Here is a 15,725-nt window from a genome sequence, read left to right as displayed (position 1 = left end):
GGCTCGAGTCCGACCAGAATTCTCAGGTCACACTCAGGATCTCCACACCTGACCCATATCAGGGCAGGAAATAGTTGCCCTACGCAAGGCCAGCCGATCGCGGCGGGCACGAGGCTCGGGAACAACCGCACACAGTTGCTGGTTGATTGTCGGTAAGCAAGGTTCGCTGACCCGGACCAGCGAGGTTTCGTGCCAGCGGTCCCGAGTAGGAGGTGTCCCATCCCGATGGTAGACACGGCGCGTCAAGACGCCACCGACCAGACTCTGCCCGCTGATCTCATCGCGGCAGAAGCCGAAGAACTCGACGCCGAACTCACCGGCACCGCCGCTTTCGACGCGACCGGCGATCGCGCCGCCATGCCGTCCTGGGACGAACTCGTCCGCGAACACGCCGACCGGGTCTACCGCCTGGCCTACCGCCTCTCCGGCGATGCCCAGGACGCCGAGGACCTCACGCAGGACACCTTCATCCGGGTGTTCCGCTCGCTGCAGAACTACCAGCCCGGCACCTTCGAGGGCTGGCTGCACCGCATCACCACCAACCTGTTCCTCGACATGGTCCGCCGCCGCAACCGCATCCGGATGGAAGCGCTGCCCGAGGACTACGACCGGGTGCCCGCCGAAGGGCCGACCCCCGAGGACGCCTACCACGACTCCCGTCTCGACCCGGACCTGCAGAAAGCACTCGATTCGCTGGCGCCGGAGTTCCGTGCCGCCGTGGTCCTGTGTGACATCGAGGGTCTGTCCTACGAGGAGATCGGCGCCACGCTCGGGGTGAAGCTCGGAACCGTGCGCAGCCGGATCCATCGCGGGCGTCAGGCACTGCGCGAGTACCTTGCGCATAATGGAAGTGAGCAGCGGTACTCCGCTGAAGCCCCATCGGTGTGACGGGTGTTCCGACGTCACCCGGTGGCTCAGGTGATGTCGGTCGGAAGGAAGAAATCCGCATGAGTGTGGACCCCAGTGCCGCAGGTCGCCCACCGCGCTTTCAGCCCACCGAGCACTTGGCCAGTGAGGCTGTCGCGGCCTTCGTCGACGGCGAACTACGGATGAACGCGTATCTGCGTGCCGCCCAGCATCTTTCGGTCTGCACCGAATGCGCGGCCGAGGTCGATGCCCAGCAGCAGGCGCGGATCGCGCTGCGCCGCGCCGCCGAGGTGGCGATTCCGCGCAGCCTGCACGACAGCCTCTCGCGCATCCCGCTGGCCGACCTCCCCGGCAACGCACCCGAACCGCAACGCCGTAACGAGGCATTTCTCGGATTCATCACAGATTCCTTCACCGCGACCCGGTGGACAACGTGGCGGCGCAAGTAGAGTCTGCGACGTGACAGGCGAATCGACGAATTCCGGATCGGCCGACCACTCGGATTCGGGGGCTGAATCACCCAGGACGGACGCACGTAAGGACGCGCGGGGCACTCTGCGCCCTTCCGACGCGCCGAGCCTCGGCCCGCGCCCGGTCTACCGGCCGCACATCGACAGCCACACCGCGCGCGCGTTCCGCCGCCCGAACGGCCAAGCCGGTTCGTTCGCACCGCACGACCCCCAGCGCGCGGCCGGCAAGGGTGCCGACGACGGACTCGTCCAGCGCCCGCCGGACGGCGTGCTCGCCGAGGCGTTCGCCCGGCCCGAGGGCTCCTCGGAGCTGCTGCAGCGCGAGCCCGGCGCCGACGAGCCGAAGACCGTCATCGCGGGTCCGGTGGATCCGTGGCGTGACCCCGACGCGGCGGCCAGGCTCGGTTCGCCCGCCGTCGACACTCCCCCGCCCGCCCGGCTGCCTGTCGCGGACAAGCTGAGCGCGCGCGAGGTGCTGTTCGGTTCGCGGGTGGCGCCCAAGGCGTTGGCGATCTTGGCCGCGCTGGCGCTCGGCATCGCCGTGATCGGCGGGCTCGTCGGCCGGGTCACCGCGGAGACCGCGTCCACGCTCACCTCACGCAAGGTGACCCTCGATCAGAGCGCGGGTGTCGAGACTCCGCACAGTCAGATCGCCGCCGTCGCCAATGCCGTTCTGCCCTCGGTGGTGTCGATCCGGGTCACCGTCGGCGACAACGGCGCGACCGGCTCCGGCGTGGTGATCGACGGCGGCGGGTATGTCGTCACGAACAATCACGTGATCTCGATGGCCGCGACCGACAAGTCCAACCGGGCCGCCATCCAGGTGCAGTTCTCCGACGGCACCCGGGTGCCTGCGCAGATCGTCGGCCGCGACCCGAAGACCGACCTCGCCGTGCTCAAGGTCGAGGCCAAGAACCTGACCGTGGCCAATCTAGGCAAGTCCGCCGACGTGCAGGTCGGCGACGACGTGCTGGCGGTCGGTTCGCCGCTCGGCCTGAGCAAGACCGTCACTTCCGGAATCGTCAGCGCCCTCCACCGTCCTGTGAAGCTCGCGGGCGAAGGCAGCGACACCAACGCGGTGATCGACGCCGTCCAGACCGACGCCGCCATCAACCCGGGTAACTCCGGTGGCGCGCTGGTCGACATGCAGGGCCGCGTGGTGGGCATCAACACCGCCATCCGCAGCGAGACCGGCGGTTCGGTGGGCCTCGGCTTCGCCATCCCCGTCGATGTGATGACCACCGTCACCCAGACCCTGATCCGCGACGGTCAGATGCACCACCCGGTGATCGGTCTGAGCGCGCGCACCAAGACCGTCGCCAACGAGGTGATGAGCGGTGCCGCCGTCGCCGATGTGACGCCGGGCAGCCCCGCCGACAAGGCGGGCATCGTCGAGGGCGACGTGGTCGTGCGGATCGGCGACCGCGAGGTCACCGGGCCCGACGAACTGGTGGTCGCCGTGCAGCAGCACAAGATCGGCGACAGGGTGAACGTGCAGTTGATCCGTGATGGCAGACAGGTGGACGTGCCGGTCACCCTCGAATCCGACTGAGCTTCGACGCCGCGCGACGGGTAGCCTGGATCCGTGTTCAGCAACATCGGGTGGAGCGAGATGATGATTCTGCTCGTCGCCGCCCTCGTGATCCTCGGCCCGGAGCGACTGCCCGGTGCCGTCCGCTGGACCACGGGCGCGCTGCGCCAGGCGCGCGACTACGCCAGCGGCGCCACTTCTCAGTTGAAGCAGGAACTCGGGCCGGAGTTCGACGACCTGCGCAAGCCGCTGGCGGAGCTGAACGAGTTGCGCGGGATGAGTCCGCGGGCCGTGGTCACCAAGCACCTGCTGGGCGGTGACGACTCGGTGCTGCGCGATCTGGAGAGCGCGGTGCCCGACAAGCAGCAACTGTTCGGCACCAGCAGCGGCATGCCCGGCACCCCGGCGAAGCCCGAGCCGCCGAAGTCGCTGGAGCGCAACGAGCGCCCCCCGGTCGACTACGACGCGACCTAGCACGCTCCGGACCAGCAAACACACCGCACGGTCGGCATTTGCTACGAGGTCGCGCCGTCCGAACACTGCGGCGGCGACCTCGCCCGTCTGTGATTTGCCGACAATCCGCGCCCGAGACCGTTGTCTCGCAAGACAGTTCGATGTCAACCGTTATAGACACACAACGCTGTCGAGCTGTCTAGACTTCGCACATGTCGGCCGATGACGTGGCACGAGTTTTCGCGATCGAAGACAAGGTCGAGAGACTCAAAGCAGCCACCGACGGGGTGGCGGCTGCCCAGCAGACCATCAACGAACTAACGAGGATCCGGCGAGCCGTGATCCGGGAACTCCATGCCGACGGCTGGACGTTCGCGCGGATCGGTGCCGCCGCCGGATTGTCGCGTGCGCGCATCCACCAGGTGAGCACCCAGGGCCCCGTGCCCGAGGGACTGTTCTTCGGGCACGGCACGCTGACCGTGCTCGCCCCCGAGGTCCGCTCCGGCAGGCTACTCGGCGCACCCGACCCACAAGCCGCCCAACGCCTGGCCGAGCTCTTGCGGCAGCTCGGCTTCGCCGCGAACGTCGAGACGTTCATGCCGGGCAGGCCGATCGACCTCAATCGCGACGGGCTGGTGATTCTCGGCGGGCCCGAGCTCTCGCCGAGCCTGCGTCAGCTGGTGGTGGCCGATCCACGCCTGCGCCGCACCGTCACCCGCGCGGGCGATACCCGGCGTGGCATCGAGGACAGGGCCGCACGCCGCGTGTACCGGCCGGGCGGCACCGAACCCCACGACATCGCCTACCTCGCCCGGCTGCCCCGGCCCGACCGCCGCGGCAGCATCATGCTGATCGACGGGCTGCATCCGCCCGGCTCGCTGGGTGCGATCCGATTGCTGGCAACCCGGTTGGCGACCCTGCACGAGCGCGCGAGCAGCCATCTGTTCTCGGTTCTCATCGCAGTCCGGTACGACCGCGCGACCGGCGAACCGGTTGATGCAGATCTCCTCACCCCGGTATACCGCCATGAAACAGACCCAAAGTTGGCTACGACCCGGGTTCGTCCGTAGGCTGATCTAAACTCGCCGTGCTTGGTGATCTGCATCACTGTACTGTTATGGATCACAAGTCGCCCGCGATGGTTAGATTGCTAGCGAGTAACCGAGTGTGAGTAGGTGAGCATCAGATGTTCTCGTCTCCTGAGGCCAGCGCATGCCGGGTTCTGCCCGTGCACGCGAGTGGTCACCCAAGGCCCGTTCCGCCCTTCGACGCGGGGCCGGCCAGCGGCGACGTCATCGTCACCACCCATCGCGTCACCTACAGCGACCGCCTGAAGGTCTTCATCGGCCCGCACGAGGACGTGGACAGCTTTTTGCGCCCCCTGCGCCGGATGGACGGCCATCAGCGTTACGCGCTCGATCTGACCGTGCTGCCCGAACCGGTGCCCGCCACCGAGGTCACCACCTCGGTGAGTTCGGCGCGCGGCGATCTCGCGCTCGGCTGCGCCGGCTCGGCGGACGCGATGACGCTGCAGCTGCGCAGCACGGTCGATCACGTCACCCGGCGCTTCACCCTCGGCCTACCCGGCGGACGGCTCGGCCTGCCGACCGTTTACCTCCCGCACGGCGACGAGGACACCTACGTCTACCCGGAAGAGGTGTTCACCGCCGACAACGCGGTGGCGATCTTCCGCGACTTCTTCCACACCGGTGCCGTGCCGGCCGGGCTCCAGCAGCGCGAGATCCTCGACTGACGACTCCCGGCCGCTCGCCGCGCGAGCATGCCCGGAGATAGCTAGGCTGGTCAGCACGGTCACAACGCCCGGACGGTGATCGTGGAGAGGCCGGTGCGCGATGCGTGATCTGCTCGGGCAGGTGCTCGAATTGCTCCCCGATCAGGCCCTCGCGCTGGCCAGGATCGTCGACCGGACCGGTGCCGGGCCGCGCGAAACCGGGGCCGCGATGGTGGTCACCGCGGACGGACGGGTCCTCGGCTCGCTGTCCGGCGGCTGCGTCGAATCGGCGGTACTCACCGCTGCCCACCAGGTTCTCCTCGACGGCCACGCCACTCTCGAGCGTTTCGCCGCCGCCGACGAACTCACCGTCGGCCTGCCGTGCGGTGGCGAGATCGAAGTCTTCGTCGAACGCCTCGATCGCACCGATCTGCCCACCCTGCGCGCGCTCCACGCCGCGCTCGACGCGCACCGCCCGGTCGCGTACGCCACGCCCCTCGAGTCGGCCCCCGATCGAAAACTCCTGTACCCCGGCGATTCCCCGCCATGGCGCGGCCTCGATCACGACGCCGCCGCCCTGCTCACCGCGGGCCACAACGGCCTCGTCGGCGCCCAGGACTGCACCCCGGCCCAAGCCGACCGCCCCCGCACCTTCGTGCAGGTCTTCCGCTCGCCCGCCCGGATGATCCTGGCCGGCGCCAACGACTACACCCGAGCACTGACCGTCGCCGCGACGAACCTCGGTTACCACGTCACGGTCGTCGATGCCCGCGAGACCTTCACCACCCCAACCCGTTTCCCGGCAGCCGACGAGGTGATCGTCGACTGGCCGCATCGCTACCTCGAAGCGGAACAGGAGGCGGGCCGCATCGACGACCGCACGGTCGTCTGCGTTCTCACCCACGACCCGAAATTCGACGTTCCCCTGCTGGCTTCGGCCCTGCGCCTGCCGGACGTCGGATTCATCGGCGCACTCGGCTCCCGCCGGGCGCACGCCGAACGCACTGTCCGCCTGCGCGATACCGGCCTCACCGCCGCCGAAACCGCCCGCATCCGCAGCCCGCTCGGCCTCGACCTGGCCGCCGACACGCCCGAAGAAACCGCCGTCTCCATCCTCGCCCAAGTCCTCGCAGACCGGGGAAACACCACGGCCCAACCCCTGGCGAACCTCGACGGCCCCATCCACCGCCGGCCGGACTAGAGGCGCCTCGACGATACGAACAACCCGGCACCTGTTCATCCGCGGACAATTTCGATACAGTTTGTTTCGAAGTTCTGAAACAGATTGTCCGAGAAGGAGTGCGGTGCGACCACCCGATCCACGAACGGTGCGCAGTCGTGATGCCGCGCTCGCCTCGGCTCGCGAACTGTTGATCGAGCAGGGATTGGCCGGGCTCACGCACGGCGCCGTCGCGGCGCGCAGCGGGATCAGCCGGGCCACCCTGTACCGGCTCTGGCCGGAGCCGACCGATCTGGTTCGCGACACCCTCACCCGGCACATCACCCTCGCGCAGCCGGAGCCGACCGGGGATCTGCGCGTTGATCTGCTGACCGAACTGACGGCCACTCACGCGATGCTGCACGAACCGGCCACCGAGCAGGGCATTCGGGTGATGATCGAAAGGGCCGCTGTCGAACCGAGATTCGCGGAGGTCAAGGAGGCGCTGTACCGGTCGGGAACCCGGGCGGCGCGCACGACCTTGACCGAGGCCGTCGCCCGCGGGGACCTGCCTGCCGAACTCGATGTCGACCTCGCGCTCGATCAGCTGCACGGTCCGCTGTTCTTCCGTCGCCTGGTCGCCAACCGGACTTTCGACCTCGACTATGTGCGCGATGTCCTCGACGACTTCCTGCGCACCCACTCCTCGAAACACCCACGTCAGCAAGGAAGCTCGTGACATGACGACCGTCGTCTCCAGAAACCTCTCCGCCCCGCGTGTTCTCGTCGTGCTCGTCGCGGTCATCACCGTATTCGGTGCTCTGCTGGCGGATTTCATCATTCCGGCGGGAGCCGCACAGCACCTGCGCAACGACGCGTGGCCGCCGCACGCGAAATTCCACGATGCCCAGTACATCGCCATGTCGATCCTGCTCGGCGGGCTCGCGTTGACCCTGCTGCTCCGGCGCGACGGTGCCACCCGGACGCGCTTGTGGACGGCCTGCGCGATCCTGGCCACGCCGTGGCTCGGCCTACTGGCGGCAATGCTGTTTCCCGGCACCGCCGTTCACGATCCGGAGTTCGCCGCCACCACGATCGTCGGCCTGCACCCGCAGGTGTTGCTGGCGGTGATCCTGCTGGCACTGCTGGCCGTCGCCGTCACACTCAGCGCGCGTCATCGGGACTGACACACCTCGGGCGCCGCACCCGGTCCACCGACCGAGGCGACGCCCGAGGTGAACGACTACGCCGCGACTTGTTCGGGGCGAAGGGTTTTCATCGGGGGGCGGTCTTCGAGGGAGACCGTGGTGGTGTGGGCGATGAATTCACCCTCGATCAACGGGAACTGGGTGAGGGGGGCGCCGGAGTCGGGGACGCCGCTGCGGCGCAGGGCGGTGCCGAGGATCTGGCGGCTCATGACGCCCAGGTCGGCGAGGGGGCGGTTGCGGTGGGTGCGGACGCCGAGGTTCACCTGGGTGATGGCGTCGAGACCCATCGCGTCGTAGGTGTCGAGGAGCAGACCGATCTCGACGCCGTAGCCGGGGGCGAAGGGCACCGAGGTGAGGAGTTCCCGGGTGCCCGCGTATTCGCCGCCCAGCGGCTGGAGGACCTGCGCCAGTTCGGGGCGAAGGGCGGCCAGCAGGGGTCGGGCGACGAGTTCGGTGACGCGGCCGCCGCCGTTGGCGTCCACCGACTCGCCCTGGCGTAACGGGCGGCGGTAGTAGGCCTTGGACAGGTGGGTGCCCTGCATCATCAGCAGCGGGCCGAGGAGCTTGGGCACGAAGGCTGGGTCGGGATCGATCAGGTCGGAGTCGACGAAGGCGATCAGGTCGCCGGTGGTGGCCGCCAGCGACCGCCACAGCACCTCCCCCTTGCCGGGGACCGGGTCGAGTTCGGGAACGGCCTCCTCGCGCGAGATCACCTCGGCGCCCGCCGCGCGTGCGCGTTCGGCGGTGGCGTCGGTGGACCCGGAGTCCAGCACGATCAGTTCGTCGACCAGCGTGCCGAGCAGCGGCCGGATGCTGGCCACGACATCGGCGACGGTGTCCTGTTCGTTCAGCGCGGGCAGCACCACCGAAACGGTGCGGCCCTCCTTGGCGGCGACGAGTTCGCCGACCGTCCAATCAGGGGTGTCCCATGTGTGGGTAGTGGCCCAGGCGGGCTCGCGGTGTTGGATTTTCATGCCAGACCTCGCAGAGTTCGTGCGGGGGGCCGGATGCCCTGGATCGCGGCGATCATGTCCACGACCCGCCGGGTTTCGGCGACTTCGTGAACCCGGAAGATCCGAGCGCCCGCGGCGGCCGACCACGCGGTTGCCGCCAGTGTGCCCTCGACCCTTTCGGTAAGACCTACTCCTAGAGTCTCCCCGATAAAATCCTTGTTGCTCAGTGCCATCAGGACTGGCCATCCGGTTTTTACAAGACCGTCGATTCCGCGCAACAACTCGAGCCCGTGATAGGTGTTTTTCCCGAAATCATGGGTGGGATCGATCACGATGCCATCGGCTCGCACCCCCGCGGCCGCGGCGTTCTCGGCCGCGGCCACCACGGTCGCGGTCACCTCGGCCACCACATCGGCGTACCGGACACGGTGCGGCCGGGTGCGCGGCACGGCGCCACCGGTGTGACTGCAGACGATGCCCGCGCCGGTGTCGGCGGCGACGTGCACGAGATCGGGGTCGGCGCCGGCCCAGGTGTCGTTGATCAGGTCGGCACCCACAGCGACGGCCGCCCGCGCGACGTCACCACGCCAGGTATCCACACTGATCAACAGGTCCGGGTACTTCGCCCGGATCGCCGCGACGAACGGCACCACCCGCTGCGTTTCCTCGGCCGCGTCGACGGTGACGCCCGGCCCGGCCTTCACCCCGCCGATATCGACCAGATCGGCGCCCTCGTCGACCGCGCGCGAGACCCGTTCCATCGCGGCCTCGTCACTGAACGTGGCCCCGCGGTCGTAGAAGGAGTCCGGCGTGCGATTCACGATCGCCATCACCAACGCGCGATCCGTCGCCACCTCGCGCCCGCACAGAGTGCGCCCGTTCCGGCTCCCCGAGACTTCTGGCGACAACTCGGGACCGCGACTGCTGGTGCTCCGGGCAGGCGGTTCGTTCTCTGGTCGGGGTCCGGGCGTACCCGACGAGTTACCGATGTTCATGCGAAATCAGACGTTACCTTGCTACCTCGGGGCTTTGCCGACGGCAACGTCAGCCGCGTATTCGTCGTAAGCGGGGATGTAGCCATCGGTCGGGCCGGACAGCACGTACAGCTGACTGTCCGGATCGGGTGCGTAGCCCTGCTTGCGCAGTTCCACCTTCCGGCTCTTGAACGTCGAGGTCTGTTCCAGCTCCTCGACCACTCGCACGTACAGCGGGACCGCGTACAGCGGCAGGCGCCCGTAGGCGGTGGCGGCCAGTGCCTTCCCGTCGAACGAGGCATCGGCGGCGAGGGTGATCGCGGCCATGCCCGCTTTGCCGTCGGTGCCGGGGATGTCGACCCCGTAGACGACGGCCTGTTCGATGCTCTCGTTGTGCCCGAGCGCGCCCTCGACCTCCGTGGTCGCCACGTTCTCGCCCTTCCACCGGAAGGTGTCGCCGAGCCGGTCGACGAACGCGATGTGCCAGAAGTGCTGATCGCGGACGAGGTCGCCGGTGTCGAACCAGCAGTCGCCCTTCTTGAAGCCGTCGCGCACCAGCTTGGACTCCGATGCCTTCTTGTCGGTGTACCCGTCGAACGGCTGACGATTGTTCACCTTCGCCAGCAACAGCCCCACCCCGCCGGACCGCACCCGGCGCAGCTTCCCGTCCCGGCCGCGCCGGGCACGGCCGGTCTCGTCGTCGTACTCCACCACCGCGTACGGCAGCGGGCACAGCCCGGCGGTCCGGTCGACGCCGAACGCGTTGACGAACGCCAGCGGCGCCTCGCTGGACCCGTAGAACTCGACCACCCGGCTGATCCCGAACCGGCGACGGAACTCGTCCCAGAGTTCGGGCCGCAGCCCGTTGCCGACGGCCAGCCGGACCCGGTTGCCCTTCTCGGCGGGCCGCACCGGCTGGTTGATCAGGTACCGGCACAGCTCACCGATGTAGATGAACGCGGTGGCCCGTTCGCGCGCGATCTCGTCCCAGAACCCCGACGCCGAGAACTTGCGGCTGAGCACATAGGTCGATTCGCCCGCGAGCACCGCCGACAGCGCGACCGTGAGCGCGTTGTTGTGATAGAGCGGCAGGCAGCAGTACAGGGCGTCGTCGGCGCGCAACCGGACGCCGAGCCCGCCGAGCCCGGACATGCTCTTGGTCCAGCGCTGGTGGGTCATCACGCTGGCCTTGGGCAGGCCGGTGGTGCCGGAGGTGAAGATCAGGAACGCCCGCTCCCCCGCCCGCACCCGCTCGCACACGGCAGGATCCGAATCGGCCGCGGTGCGGGCGGATTCGGCCAGTTCCTCGGCGGAGAGCACGTTCGCCGCGGGCTCGGGCAGCGATTCCAGCGCCTCGGCGCACTCCTCGCCCACGACGTTGAGCACGCTGCCGAGCAGCCCGATGCTGTGGGCGAGGACCTGATCACGCTGGTTGTAGTTGAGCAGACCGACCGTGGCGCCGAGTTTGAGCACGGCCAGGACCGTGAACAAGGTCTCGGGCCGGTTGGTCATCAGCACACCGACCACATCGCCGCGGGAAACCCCGCGCGCGGACAGCACCGCGGCGTAACGGTTCACCTCACCGTTGGCGGCGCGGTAGGTGTAGGAGCGGCCCTCGAAACGCAGGAACACGCGATCGGGTCTGCGGTGCGCGACCCGCTGGAAGTACAGGCCGATGGAGGCTTTGTCCTTGGGCCCCACCAGCATTCCGCGCGCGTTGCGCAGCATGCCGGGGGCGTCGAGTGCCATGGCGGGCAGGGCTTTGGCCAGGTCGAACACGCTTACCGTGTCGCGGGCGTCTGTGCTCACGTCGATCTCTCCTACTGGGCGGCCGGTTCGAGCGCGGCGAACGCGGTGGGCAGGTCGGTGGCCACGACGAGGCGCTCACGCGCCTGCCTGGGCACAATTGTGCGTTCGGACAGTTCGTCGATCCAGCGGAACAGGCCGTCGTAGAAGCCGTTCGCGTTCAGCAGGACCACAGGTTTGGCGTGTTCGCCGAGGTAGCCGCCGGTCCAGGTCTCGAACAGCTCCTCGAGTGTCCCGATGCCGCCCGGCAGGGTGAGGAACGCGTCGGCGCGCGCTTCCATCAGCTGTTTGCGCTGGCGCATGGTGTCGGTGACGAGCAGTTCGTCGGCGTCGACATCGGCGACTTCCTTGTGCACCAGGTGTTTCGGGATCACGCCGATGGTGTGCGCACCACCGGCCCTCGCCGCGGTCGCGACCGCGCCCATCATCGACACGTGACCACCGCCGGAGACCAATTGCCACCCGCGCCGGGCGATTTCGGTGCCGACTCGCGCGGCGAGGCTGATCAGGTCGGGATCGGTGGTGCTGGCGGAGCAGTAGACACAGACGGAATAGCTCACCATTGATCCTCGGTGCCGAGACGTTCGATGTTCGCGTGGTCGCCGGTCTCGCCCTGGATGATCCGCACGACCTCGTCGACGCTGTCGGTGAGCTGGATCAGATCGAGATCCTCGGGCGAGATCTTGCCCGAGCCCGCCAGCGAGCTGCGCAACCAGTCGACCAGGCCCGACCAGTAGTCGACCCCGAACAGAATGATCGGGAACCGGGTGATCTTGCGGGTCTGCACCAGGGTGAGCGCCTCGAACAATTCGTCGAGGGTGCCGAACCCACCGGGCAGGCAGACGAAGGCCTGGGAGTACTTCACGAACATCGTCTTGCGGACGAAGAAGTACCGGAAGTTGATCCCCAGATCCACCCAGTTGTTGAGCCCCTGCTCGAACGGCAGCTCGATGCCGAGCCCGATCGAGTAGCCGCCCGCCTCCGAGCAGCCACGGTTGGCCGCTTCCATCGCGCCGGGCCCGCCACCGGTGATCACCGCGAAACCGGCTTGGCTGAGCGCGGTGCCGATCGCCTTGCCCGCCACGTACTCGGGATGATCGGGACCCGTGCGCGCCGAGCCGAACACCGTCACCGCGCGCGGAATCTCCGCGAGCGCACCGAAACCCTCGACGAACTCGGCCTGGATCCGCAGCACCCGCCACGGATCGGTGTGCACCCACTCGCTGTCCTGCCGCGTATCGAGCAGGTTCCGGTCGGCGGTCCGCACGCCGGGCTTGCGCTCCCGGCGGAACATCACCGGCCCACGGAACTTCGGCTTGGCCTTCCCAACCTGTTCATCAGCGGAATCGGTAGACATGAACCCAACCTACTGTGTTGGATTCCGGGCACGGGCGCGTACTTGGCGGATCGGCCGGGCCACGGCCACCCCGCGCACTCGATCGAGCCGAAGGATTGTCTGTGTCGCTTGCAGTTCCGGCGCGTTCCAATCGCGTTCTCGCGGTGCTGGTCGCCCTGGCCGGTGCGTTGATCGCCGCGTTCGTCGTCGCGCCGCGCCTGCTGGCGAACGGTTCGGGCGCCGGCTTCCGTGACGAGAGCGATCTGCGGCGAGCGTTCCGCACGGCCTTCGCCGAGTACTGGCGGACCGGGACCCGGGACTTGCCCGCCGAGCTGGCGACGGTGGTCGACTACTGGTTCCGCTATCACCTCGCCAAAGCGGTGCTCGCGGCGATGCTGCTGGCCGTGCTCGTCGCGCTGGCGGTGCTGCTCTGGCGGGCGTTCCTGGCGGCGGGTGCGGCCGGACGCGGTCGGCGGGTGACGCTGGCGGTGTCGGGTGGCGCCGCCGCGGTGCTGGCGCTGTGCTCGCTGGTGCTGGTGCTCGCGAACGTGCAGGGCGCGGTGACGCCCTTCACCTCACTGTTGCCCCTGCTGACGGGCGACGATCCCACCACGGTCGCGGCCCAGGTCGGCCGGCGCCTGGCCGACGGCACCCGGACACCCCCGCTGGATGTGATGATCGACGAGTTCGCTCGCTATCACGTCGCGATGGCCGTGCTCGCCGCCGTCACCGCCGTTTCCCTCGTCGGGGCGTGTGCCGTCCTGTGGCGTGCCGCCGTCTGGTCCGCCGACCGGCGTTCCCGCCGCGTCCTCGCCGTGTTCGGCACCGTCTCGGCAGTCCTCGCGCTGATCATGGTCGTCGTCGCCGTCGCGAACACCACCAACGCGTCCGACCCGGTCCCCGGCCTGGCGGCCCTGTTCGCCGGCGGTTGGTGAGCGGCTAGGGCTTCGACAGGTAGGTCCGCAGCATCGCGGTGACGGCGGTGATCTGACTGAGCGGGACGTGCTCGTCGCGCTTGTGGGCCAGGTTGGGATCACCGGGGCCGAAGTTGACGGCGGGAATGCCGCGGGCGGCGAAACGGGAGACGTCGGTCCAGCCGTACTTGGCGCGTACGCCCCCACCGCCGTGGGCGTTGACGGAGTCGATGAGGGTGCGAGCGGCCGGGGAGGTCAGGCCGGGGAGGGCGCCGGGCGAGGAATCGGTGACCTCGAAGGCGACATCGAGTCCGTCGAAGACCTCGCGGACGTGCGCGACGGCCTGCTCGACGCTGCGATCGGGGGCGAAACGGAAGTTCACATCCACCTCGGCGACATCGGGCACCACATTGCCCGCGACCCCACCCGAGACCCGCACGGCCGACAGCCCCTCGCGGTAAACGCAGCCATCGATATCGACTTCGCGCGCCTCGTAGGCCGACAACCGCGCCAGCACGGGAGCCAGACCATGAATCGCATTCTCCCCCAGCCACGCTCGCGCCGAATGCGCGCGCACACCCGCGGTGGTCAAGCGCACCCGCAACGTGCCCTGGCAGCCTGCCTCGATCCAACCCGCCGAAGGCTCACCGAGAATCGCCACATCGCCTTCGAGCCATTCCGGCAATTCCCGCTCGATGTGCCCGAGGCCGTTGAACTCCGCGGCGATCTCCTCGCCGTCGTAGAAGATCAGCGTCAGATCATGGGCTGGATCGGCGATCGTGGCGGCCAGGTGCAGGAATACCGCATCGCCGGACTTCATATCGACTGTGCCACAACCGAACAGCACCGCTTCGCCGTCGACTTCGTCCGGTCGGCTCGGCACATTGTCCGCGATCGGCACGGTATCCAGATGGCCCGCCAGGATCACCCGCGTCGGCAGCCCGCGCCGCGTGCGCGCCAGCACCACGTTTCCGTGCCGCAGAATCTCGAACCCGGTGGTCTGCTCCCGTAACGCCTGCTCGACCAGATCCGCGATCTTGGCCTCGTCACGCGACACACTCGGCACGTCGACGAGGGCGGCGGTCAACTTGATGGGGTCGGCACGCAAATCGAGAGTCACATCTTCGACAGTAGTACGGGTGCGCTCCGATCCCGGAGATCCGGGCGAAGCAGACCGCGTGGTCGAACGCACAGGGCCCGCGGCACACCGCAACGGCCGCAACGGGCAAAATGGCGTCCGTGAGTATTCAGGGAGCAACTGCAGTCGGTATCGCCAATGTGACCTCGGACGGGACCGTCCTCGATACCTGGTACCCCAGCCCCGCGCTGGGCGAATTCACCGAGACCGGCTCCCAGCGCCTCGACGCCGCCGACGTGCCCGAGTTCGCCGAACTCCTCGGCGTGGACGCGGCACGTGGGGTCGAGGTGATCGCGGTGCGCACCACGATCGCGGACCTGTCGGCCGCCCCGGTCGACGCGCACGACGTCTACCTGCGCCTGCACCTGCTCTCGCACCGCCTCGTGCGACCGCACGGCCTGAACCTCGACGGCCAGTTCGGCCTGCTCAGCAATGTCGTGTGGACCAACCACGGCCCGTGCGCGGTCGACGGCTTCGAGCAGACCCGCCTGAAGCTGCGCGCTCGCGGCCCGGTGACGGTGCTCAGCGTCGACAAGTTCCCCCGCCTGGTCGACTACGTGGTCCCCTCCGGTGTACGCATCGGCGACGCCGACCGGGTTCGGCTCGGCGCGCACCTCGCCGCGGGTACCACCGTCATGCACGAGGGCTTCGTCAACTTCAACGCGGGCACCCTCGGCAACTCGATGGTCGAGGGCCGTATCTCGGCGGGCGTCGTGGTCGGCGACGGCTCCGATGTGGGTGGCGGCGCCTCCATCATGGGCACCCTGTCCGGCGGCGGCACCCAGGTCATCTCGGTCGGCGAGCGTTCGCTGCTCGGCGCCAACGCGGGCGTCGGCATCTCCCTCGGCAACGATTGCGTGATCGAGGCGGGCCTCTACGTCACCGCCGGCACCAAGGTCACCGGACCCGACGGCACCGTCGTCAAGGCCGCGAGCCTGTCGGGTCAGGACAATCTGCTGTTCCGTCGCAATTCCACCACCGGCGCCGTCGAGGTCGTGCCGCGTAAGGGCACCGGCGTCGAACTGAACGCCGCATTGCACGCCAACGATTGATCTCCTCGAATTGCCGGGCCGCGCGGCCCGGCAATTACCCGCACCACAAACAAATAAGCAAATATTGCGGTTTAATGAAGAAGTACCCCAAAGTGGGACAATCAAATTAGCACCCAAAACATAGTTTAGCTG

At 68.4% G+C, this 15,725-nt stretch carries 17 protein-coding genes; 11 read left to right on the top strand and 6 right to left on the bottom strand.

Annotated elements, in window-relative coordinates; genetic code table 11:
• Positions 1 to 225 precede the first annotated feature (225 nt).
• From sigE to ACFTS5_RS31480, 9 genes are all read left to right on the top strand, one after another.
• Positions 226 to 888 carry an RNA polymerase sigma factor SigE gene (sigE, locus tag ACFTS5_RS31520; protein ID WP_378638262.1) on the top strand — a complete coding sequence of 221 codons (663 nt, stop codon included), beginning with the start codon at positions 226 to 228 and terminating at the stop codon, positions 886 to 888.
• Between the two features lie 59 nt (positions 889 to 947).
• Positions 948 to 1,316, top strand: a complete 369-nt coding sequence (locus ACFTS5_RS31515; protein ID WP_378638261.1) for a hypothetical protein — start codon at positions 948 to 950, stop codon at positions 1,314 to 1,316.
• Positions 1,317 to 1,326: 10 nt separating this feature from the next.
• A complete protein-coding gene (locus ACFTS5_RS31510; protein WP_378638259.1) occupies positions 1,327 to 2,889 on the top strand; it encodes a trypsin-like peptidase domain-containing protein in 1,563 nt (520 codons plus the stop codon).
• 33 nt (positions 2,890 to 2,922) lie between these two features.
• On the top strand, positions 2,923 to 3,342 hold the full coding sequence (tatB, locus tag ACFTS5_RS31505; protein ID WP_378638257.1) for a Sec-independent protein translocase protein TatB: 420 nt from the start codon (positions 2,923 to 2,925) through the stop codon (positions 3,340 to 3,342).
• A gap of 191 nt (positions 3,343 to 3,533) precedes the next feature.
• A complete protein-coding gene (locus ACFTS5_RS31500) occupies positions 3,534 to 4,391 on the top strand; it encodes a hypothetical protein (RefSeq protein WP_056813397.1) in 858 nt (285 codons plus the stop codon).
• A gap of 116 nt (positions 4,392 to 4,507) precedes the next feature.
• Positions 4,508 to 5,074: a hypothetical protein gene (locus tag ACFTS5_RS31495; RefSeq protein ID WP_378638256.1), complete on the top strand. Its 567-nt coding sequence runs from the start codon at positions 4,508 to 4,510 to the stop codon at positions 5,072 to 5,074.
• 100 nt (positions 5,075 to 5,174) lie between these two features.
• Positions 5,175 to 6,254, top strand: coding sequence for an XdhC family protein (locus tag ACFTS5_RS31490; RefSeq protein ID WP_378638254.1), 1,080 nt, complete (start codon positions 5,175 to 5,177; stop codon positions 6,252 to 6,254).
• 103 nt (positions 6,255 to 6,357) lie between these two features.
• On the top strand, positions 6,358 to 6,951 hold the full coding sequence (locus tag ACFTS5_RS31485) for a TetR/AcrR family transcriptional regulator (protein ID WP_378638252.1): 594 nt from the start codon (positions 6,358 to 6,360) through the stop codon (positions 6,949 to 6,951).
• Position 6,952: 1 nt separating this feature from the next.
• Positions 6,953 to 7,399 carry a DUF6640 family protein gene (locus ACFTS5_RS31480; RefSeq protein WP_378638249.1) on the top strand — a complete coding sequence of 149 codons (447 nt, stop codon included), beginning with the start codon at positions 6,953 to 6,955 and terminating at the stop codon, positions 7,397 to 7,399.
• Between the two features lie 56 nt (positions 7,400 to 7,455).
• Here the strand turns inward: ACFTS5_RS31480 and ACFTS5_RS31475 are convergent, their stop codons facing one another.
• From ACFTS5_RS31475 to ACFTS5_RS31455, 5 genes are read right to left on the bottom strand one after another with little or no spacing between them, the layout of a single operon-like run.
• Complete coding sequence (locus ACFTS5_RS31475) at positions 7,456 to 8,394, bottom strand: glucosyl-3-phosphoglycerate synthase (RefSeq protein ID WP_378638247.1); 939 nt, start codon at positions 8,392 to 8,394, stop codon at positions 7,456 to 7,458.
• On the bottom strand, positions 8,391 to 9,368 hold the full coding sequence (folP, locus tag ACFTS5_RS31470; protein WP_378638245.1) for a dihydropteroate synthase: 978 nt from the start codon (positions 9,366 to 9,368) through the stop codon (positions 8,391 to 8,393). The genes ACFTS5_RS31475 and folP overlap by 4 nt, the downstream gene beginning before the upstream one ends.
• Positions 9,369 to 9,389: 21 nt before the next feature.
• Positions 9,390 to 11,156: a long-chain-acyl-CoA synthetase gene (locus tag ACFTS5_RS31465; protein ID WP_378638243.1), complete on the bottom strand. Its 1,767-nt coding sequence runs from the start codon at positions 11,154 to 11,156 to the stop codon at positions 9,390 to 9,392.
• A gap of 11 nt (positions 11,157 to 11,167) precedes the next feature.
• Positions 11,168 to 11,716, bottom strand: coding sequence for a TIGR00730 family Rossman fold protein (locus ACFTS5_RS31460; protein ID WP_378638240.1), 549 nt, complete (start codon positions 11,714 to 11,716; stop codon positions 11,168 to 11,170).
• Positions 11,710 to 12,510: a TIGR00730 family Rossman fold protein gene (locus ACFTS5_RS31455; protein WP_378638238.1), complete on the bottom strand. Its 801-nt coding sequence runs from the start codon at positions 12,508 to 12,510 to the stop codon at positions 11,710 to 11,712. The genes ACFTS5_RS31460 and ACFTS5_RS31455 overlap by 7 nt, the downstream gene beginning before the upstream one ends.
• A 101-nt stretch (positions 12,511 to 12,611) precedes the next feature.
• On the opposite strand from ACFTS5_RS31455, the gene ACFTS5_RS31450 reads away from it, so the two are divergent.
• Entirely contained in the window at positions 12,612 to 13,424 is an 813-nt protein-coding gene (locus ACFTS5_RS31450; RefSeq protein WP_378638235.1) for a hypothetical protein, read from the top strand.
• 4 nt (positions 13,425 to 13,428) lie between these two features.
• On the opposite strand, the gene dapE is transcribed toward ACFTS5_RS31450, so the two are convergent.
• A complete protein-coding gene (gene dapE, locus ACFTS5_RS31445) occupies positions 13,429 to 14,523 on the bottom strand; it encodes a succinyl-diaminopimelate desuccinylase (protein WP_378638233.1) in 1,095 nt (364 codons plus the stop codon).
• Positions 14,524 to 14,642: 119 nt separating this feature from the next.
• Here dapE and dapD point away from each other — a divergent pair, with 119 nt between their 5' ends.
• On the top strand, positions 14,643 to 15,593 hold the full coding sequence (dapD, locus tag ACFTS5_RS31440) for a 2,3,4,5-tetrahydropyridine-2,6-dicarboxylate N-succinyltransferase (RefSeq protein ID WP_358107875.1): 951 nt from the start codon (positions 14,643 to 14,645) through the stop codon (positions 15,591 to 15,593).
• The last annotated feature ends 132 nt before the right edge of the window (positions 15,594 to 15,725 follow it).

It is taken from the genome of Nocardia sp. NPDC056952, assembly GCF_042674185.1.
GTDB lineage: Bacteria > Actinomycetota > Actinomycetes > Mycobacteriales > Mycobacteriaceae > Nocardia.
This window is presented reverse-complemented; position numbering and strand designations above follow the sequence as displayed.

Coding starts and splice junctions, on each gene's coding strand:
- sigE (WP_378638262.1), top strand. CDS start 226: ATGGTAGACACGGCGCGTCAAGACGCCACCGACCAGACTCTGCCCGCT.
- ACFTS5_RS31515 (WP_378638261.1), top strand. CDS start 948: ATGAGTGTGGACCCCAGTGCCGCAGGTCGCCCACCGCGCTTTCAGCCC.
- ACFTS5_RS31500 (WP_056813397.1), top strand. CDS start 3,534: ATGTCGGCCGATGACGTGGCACGAGTTTTCGCGATCGAAGACAAGGTC.
- ACFTS5_RS31495 (WP_378638256.1), top strand. CDS start 4,508: ATGTTCTCGTCTCCTGAGGCCAGCGCATGCCGGGTTCTGCCCGTGCAC.
- ACFTS5_RS31490 (WP_378638254.1), top strand. CDS start 5,175: ATGCGTGATCTGCTCGGGCAGGTGCTCGAATTGCTCCCCGATCAGGCC.
- ACFTS5_RS31480 (WP_378638249.1), top strand. CDS start 6,953: ATGACGACCGTCGTCTCCAGAAACCTCTCCGCCCCGCGTGTTCTCGTC.
- ACFTS5_RS31475 (WP_378638247.1), bottom strand. CDS start 8,394: ATGAAAATCCAACACCGCGAGCCCGCCTGGGCCACTACCCACACATGG.
- folP (WP_378638245.1), bottom strand. CDS start 9,368: ATGAACATCGGTAACTCGTCGGGTACGCCCGGACCCCGACCAGAGAAC.
- ACFTS5_RS31460 (WP_378638240.1), bottom strand. CDS start 11,716: ATGGTGAGCTATTCCGTCTGTGTCTACTGCTCCGCCAGCACCACCGAT.
- ACFTS5_RS31455 (WP_378638238.1), bottom strand. CDS start 12,510: ATGTCTACCGATTCCGCTGATGAACAGGTTGGGAAGGCCAAGCCGAAG.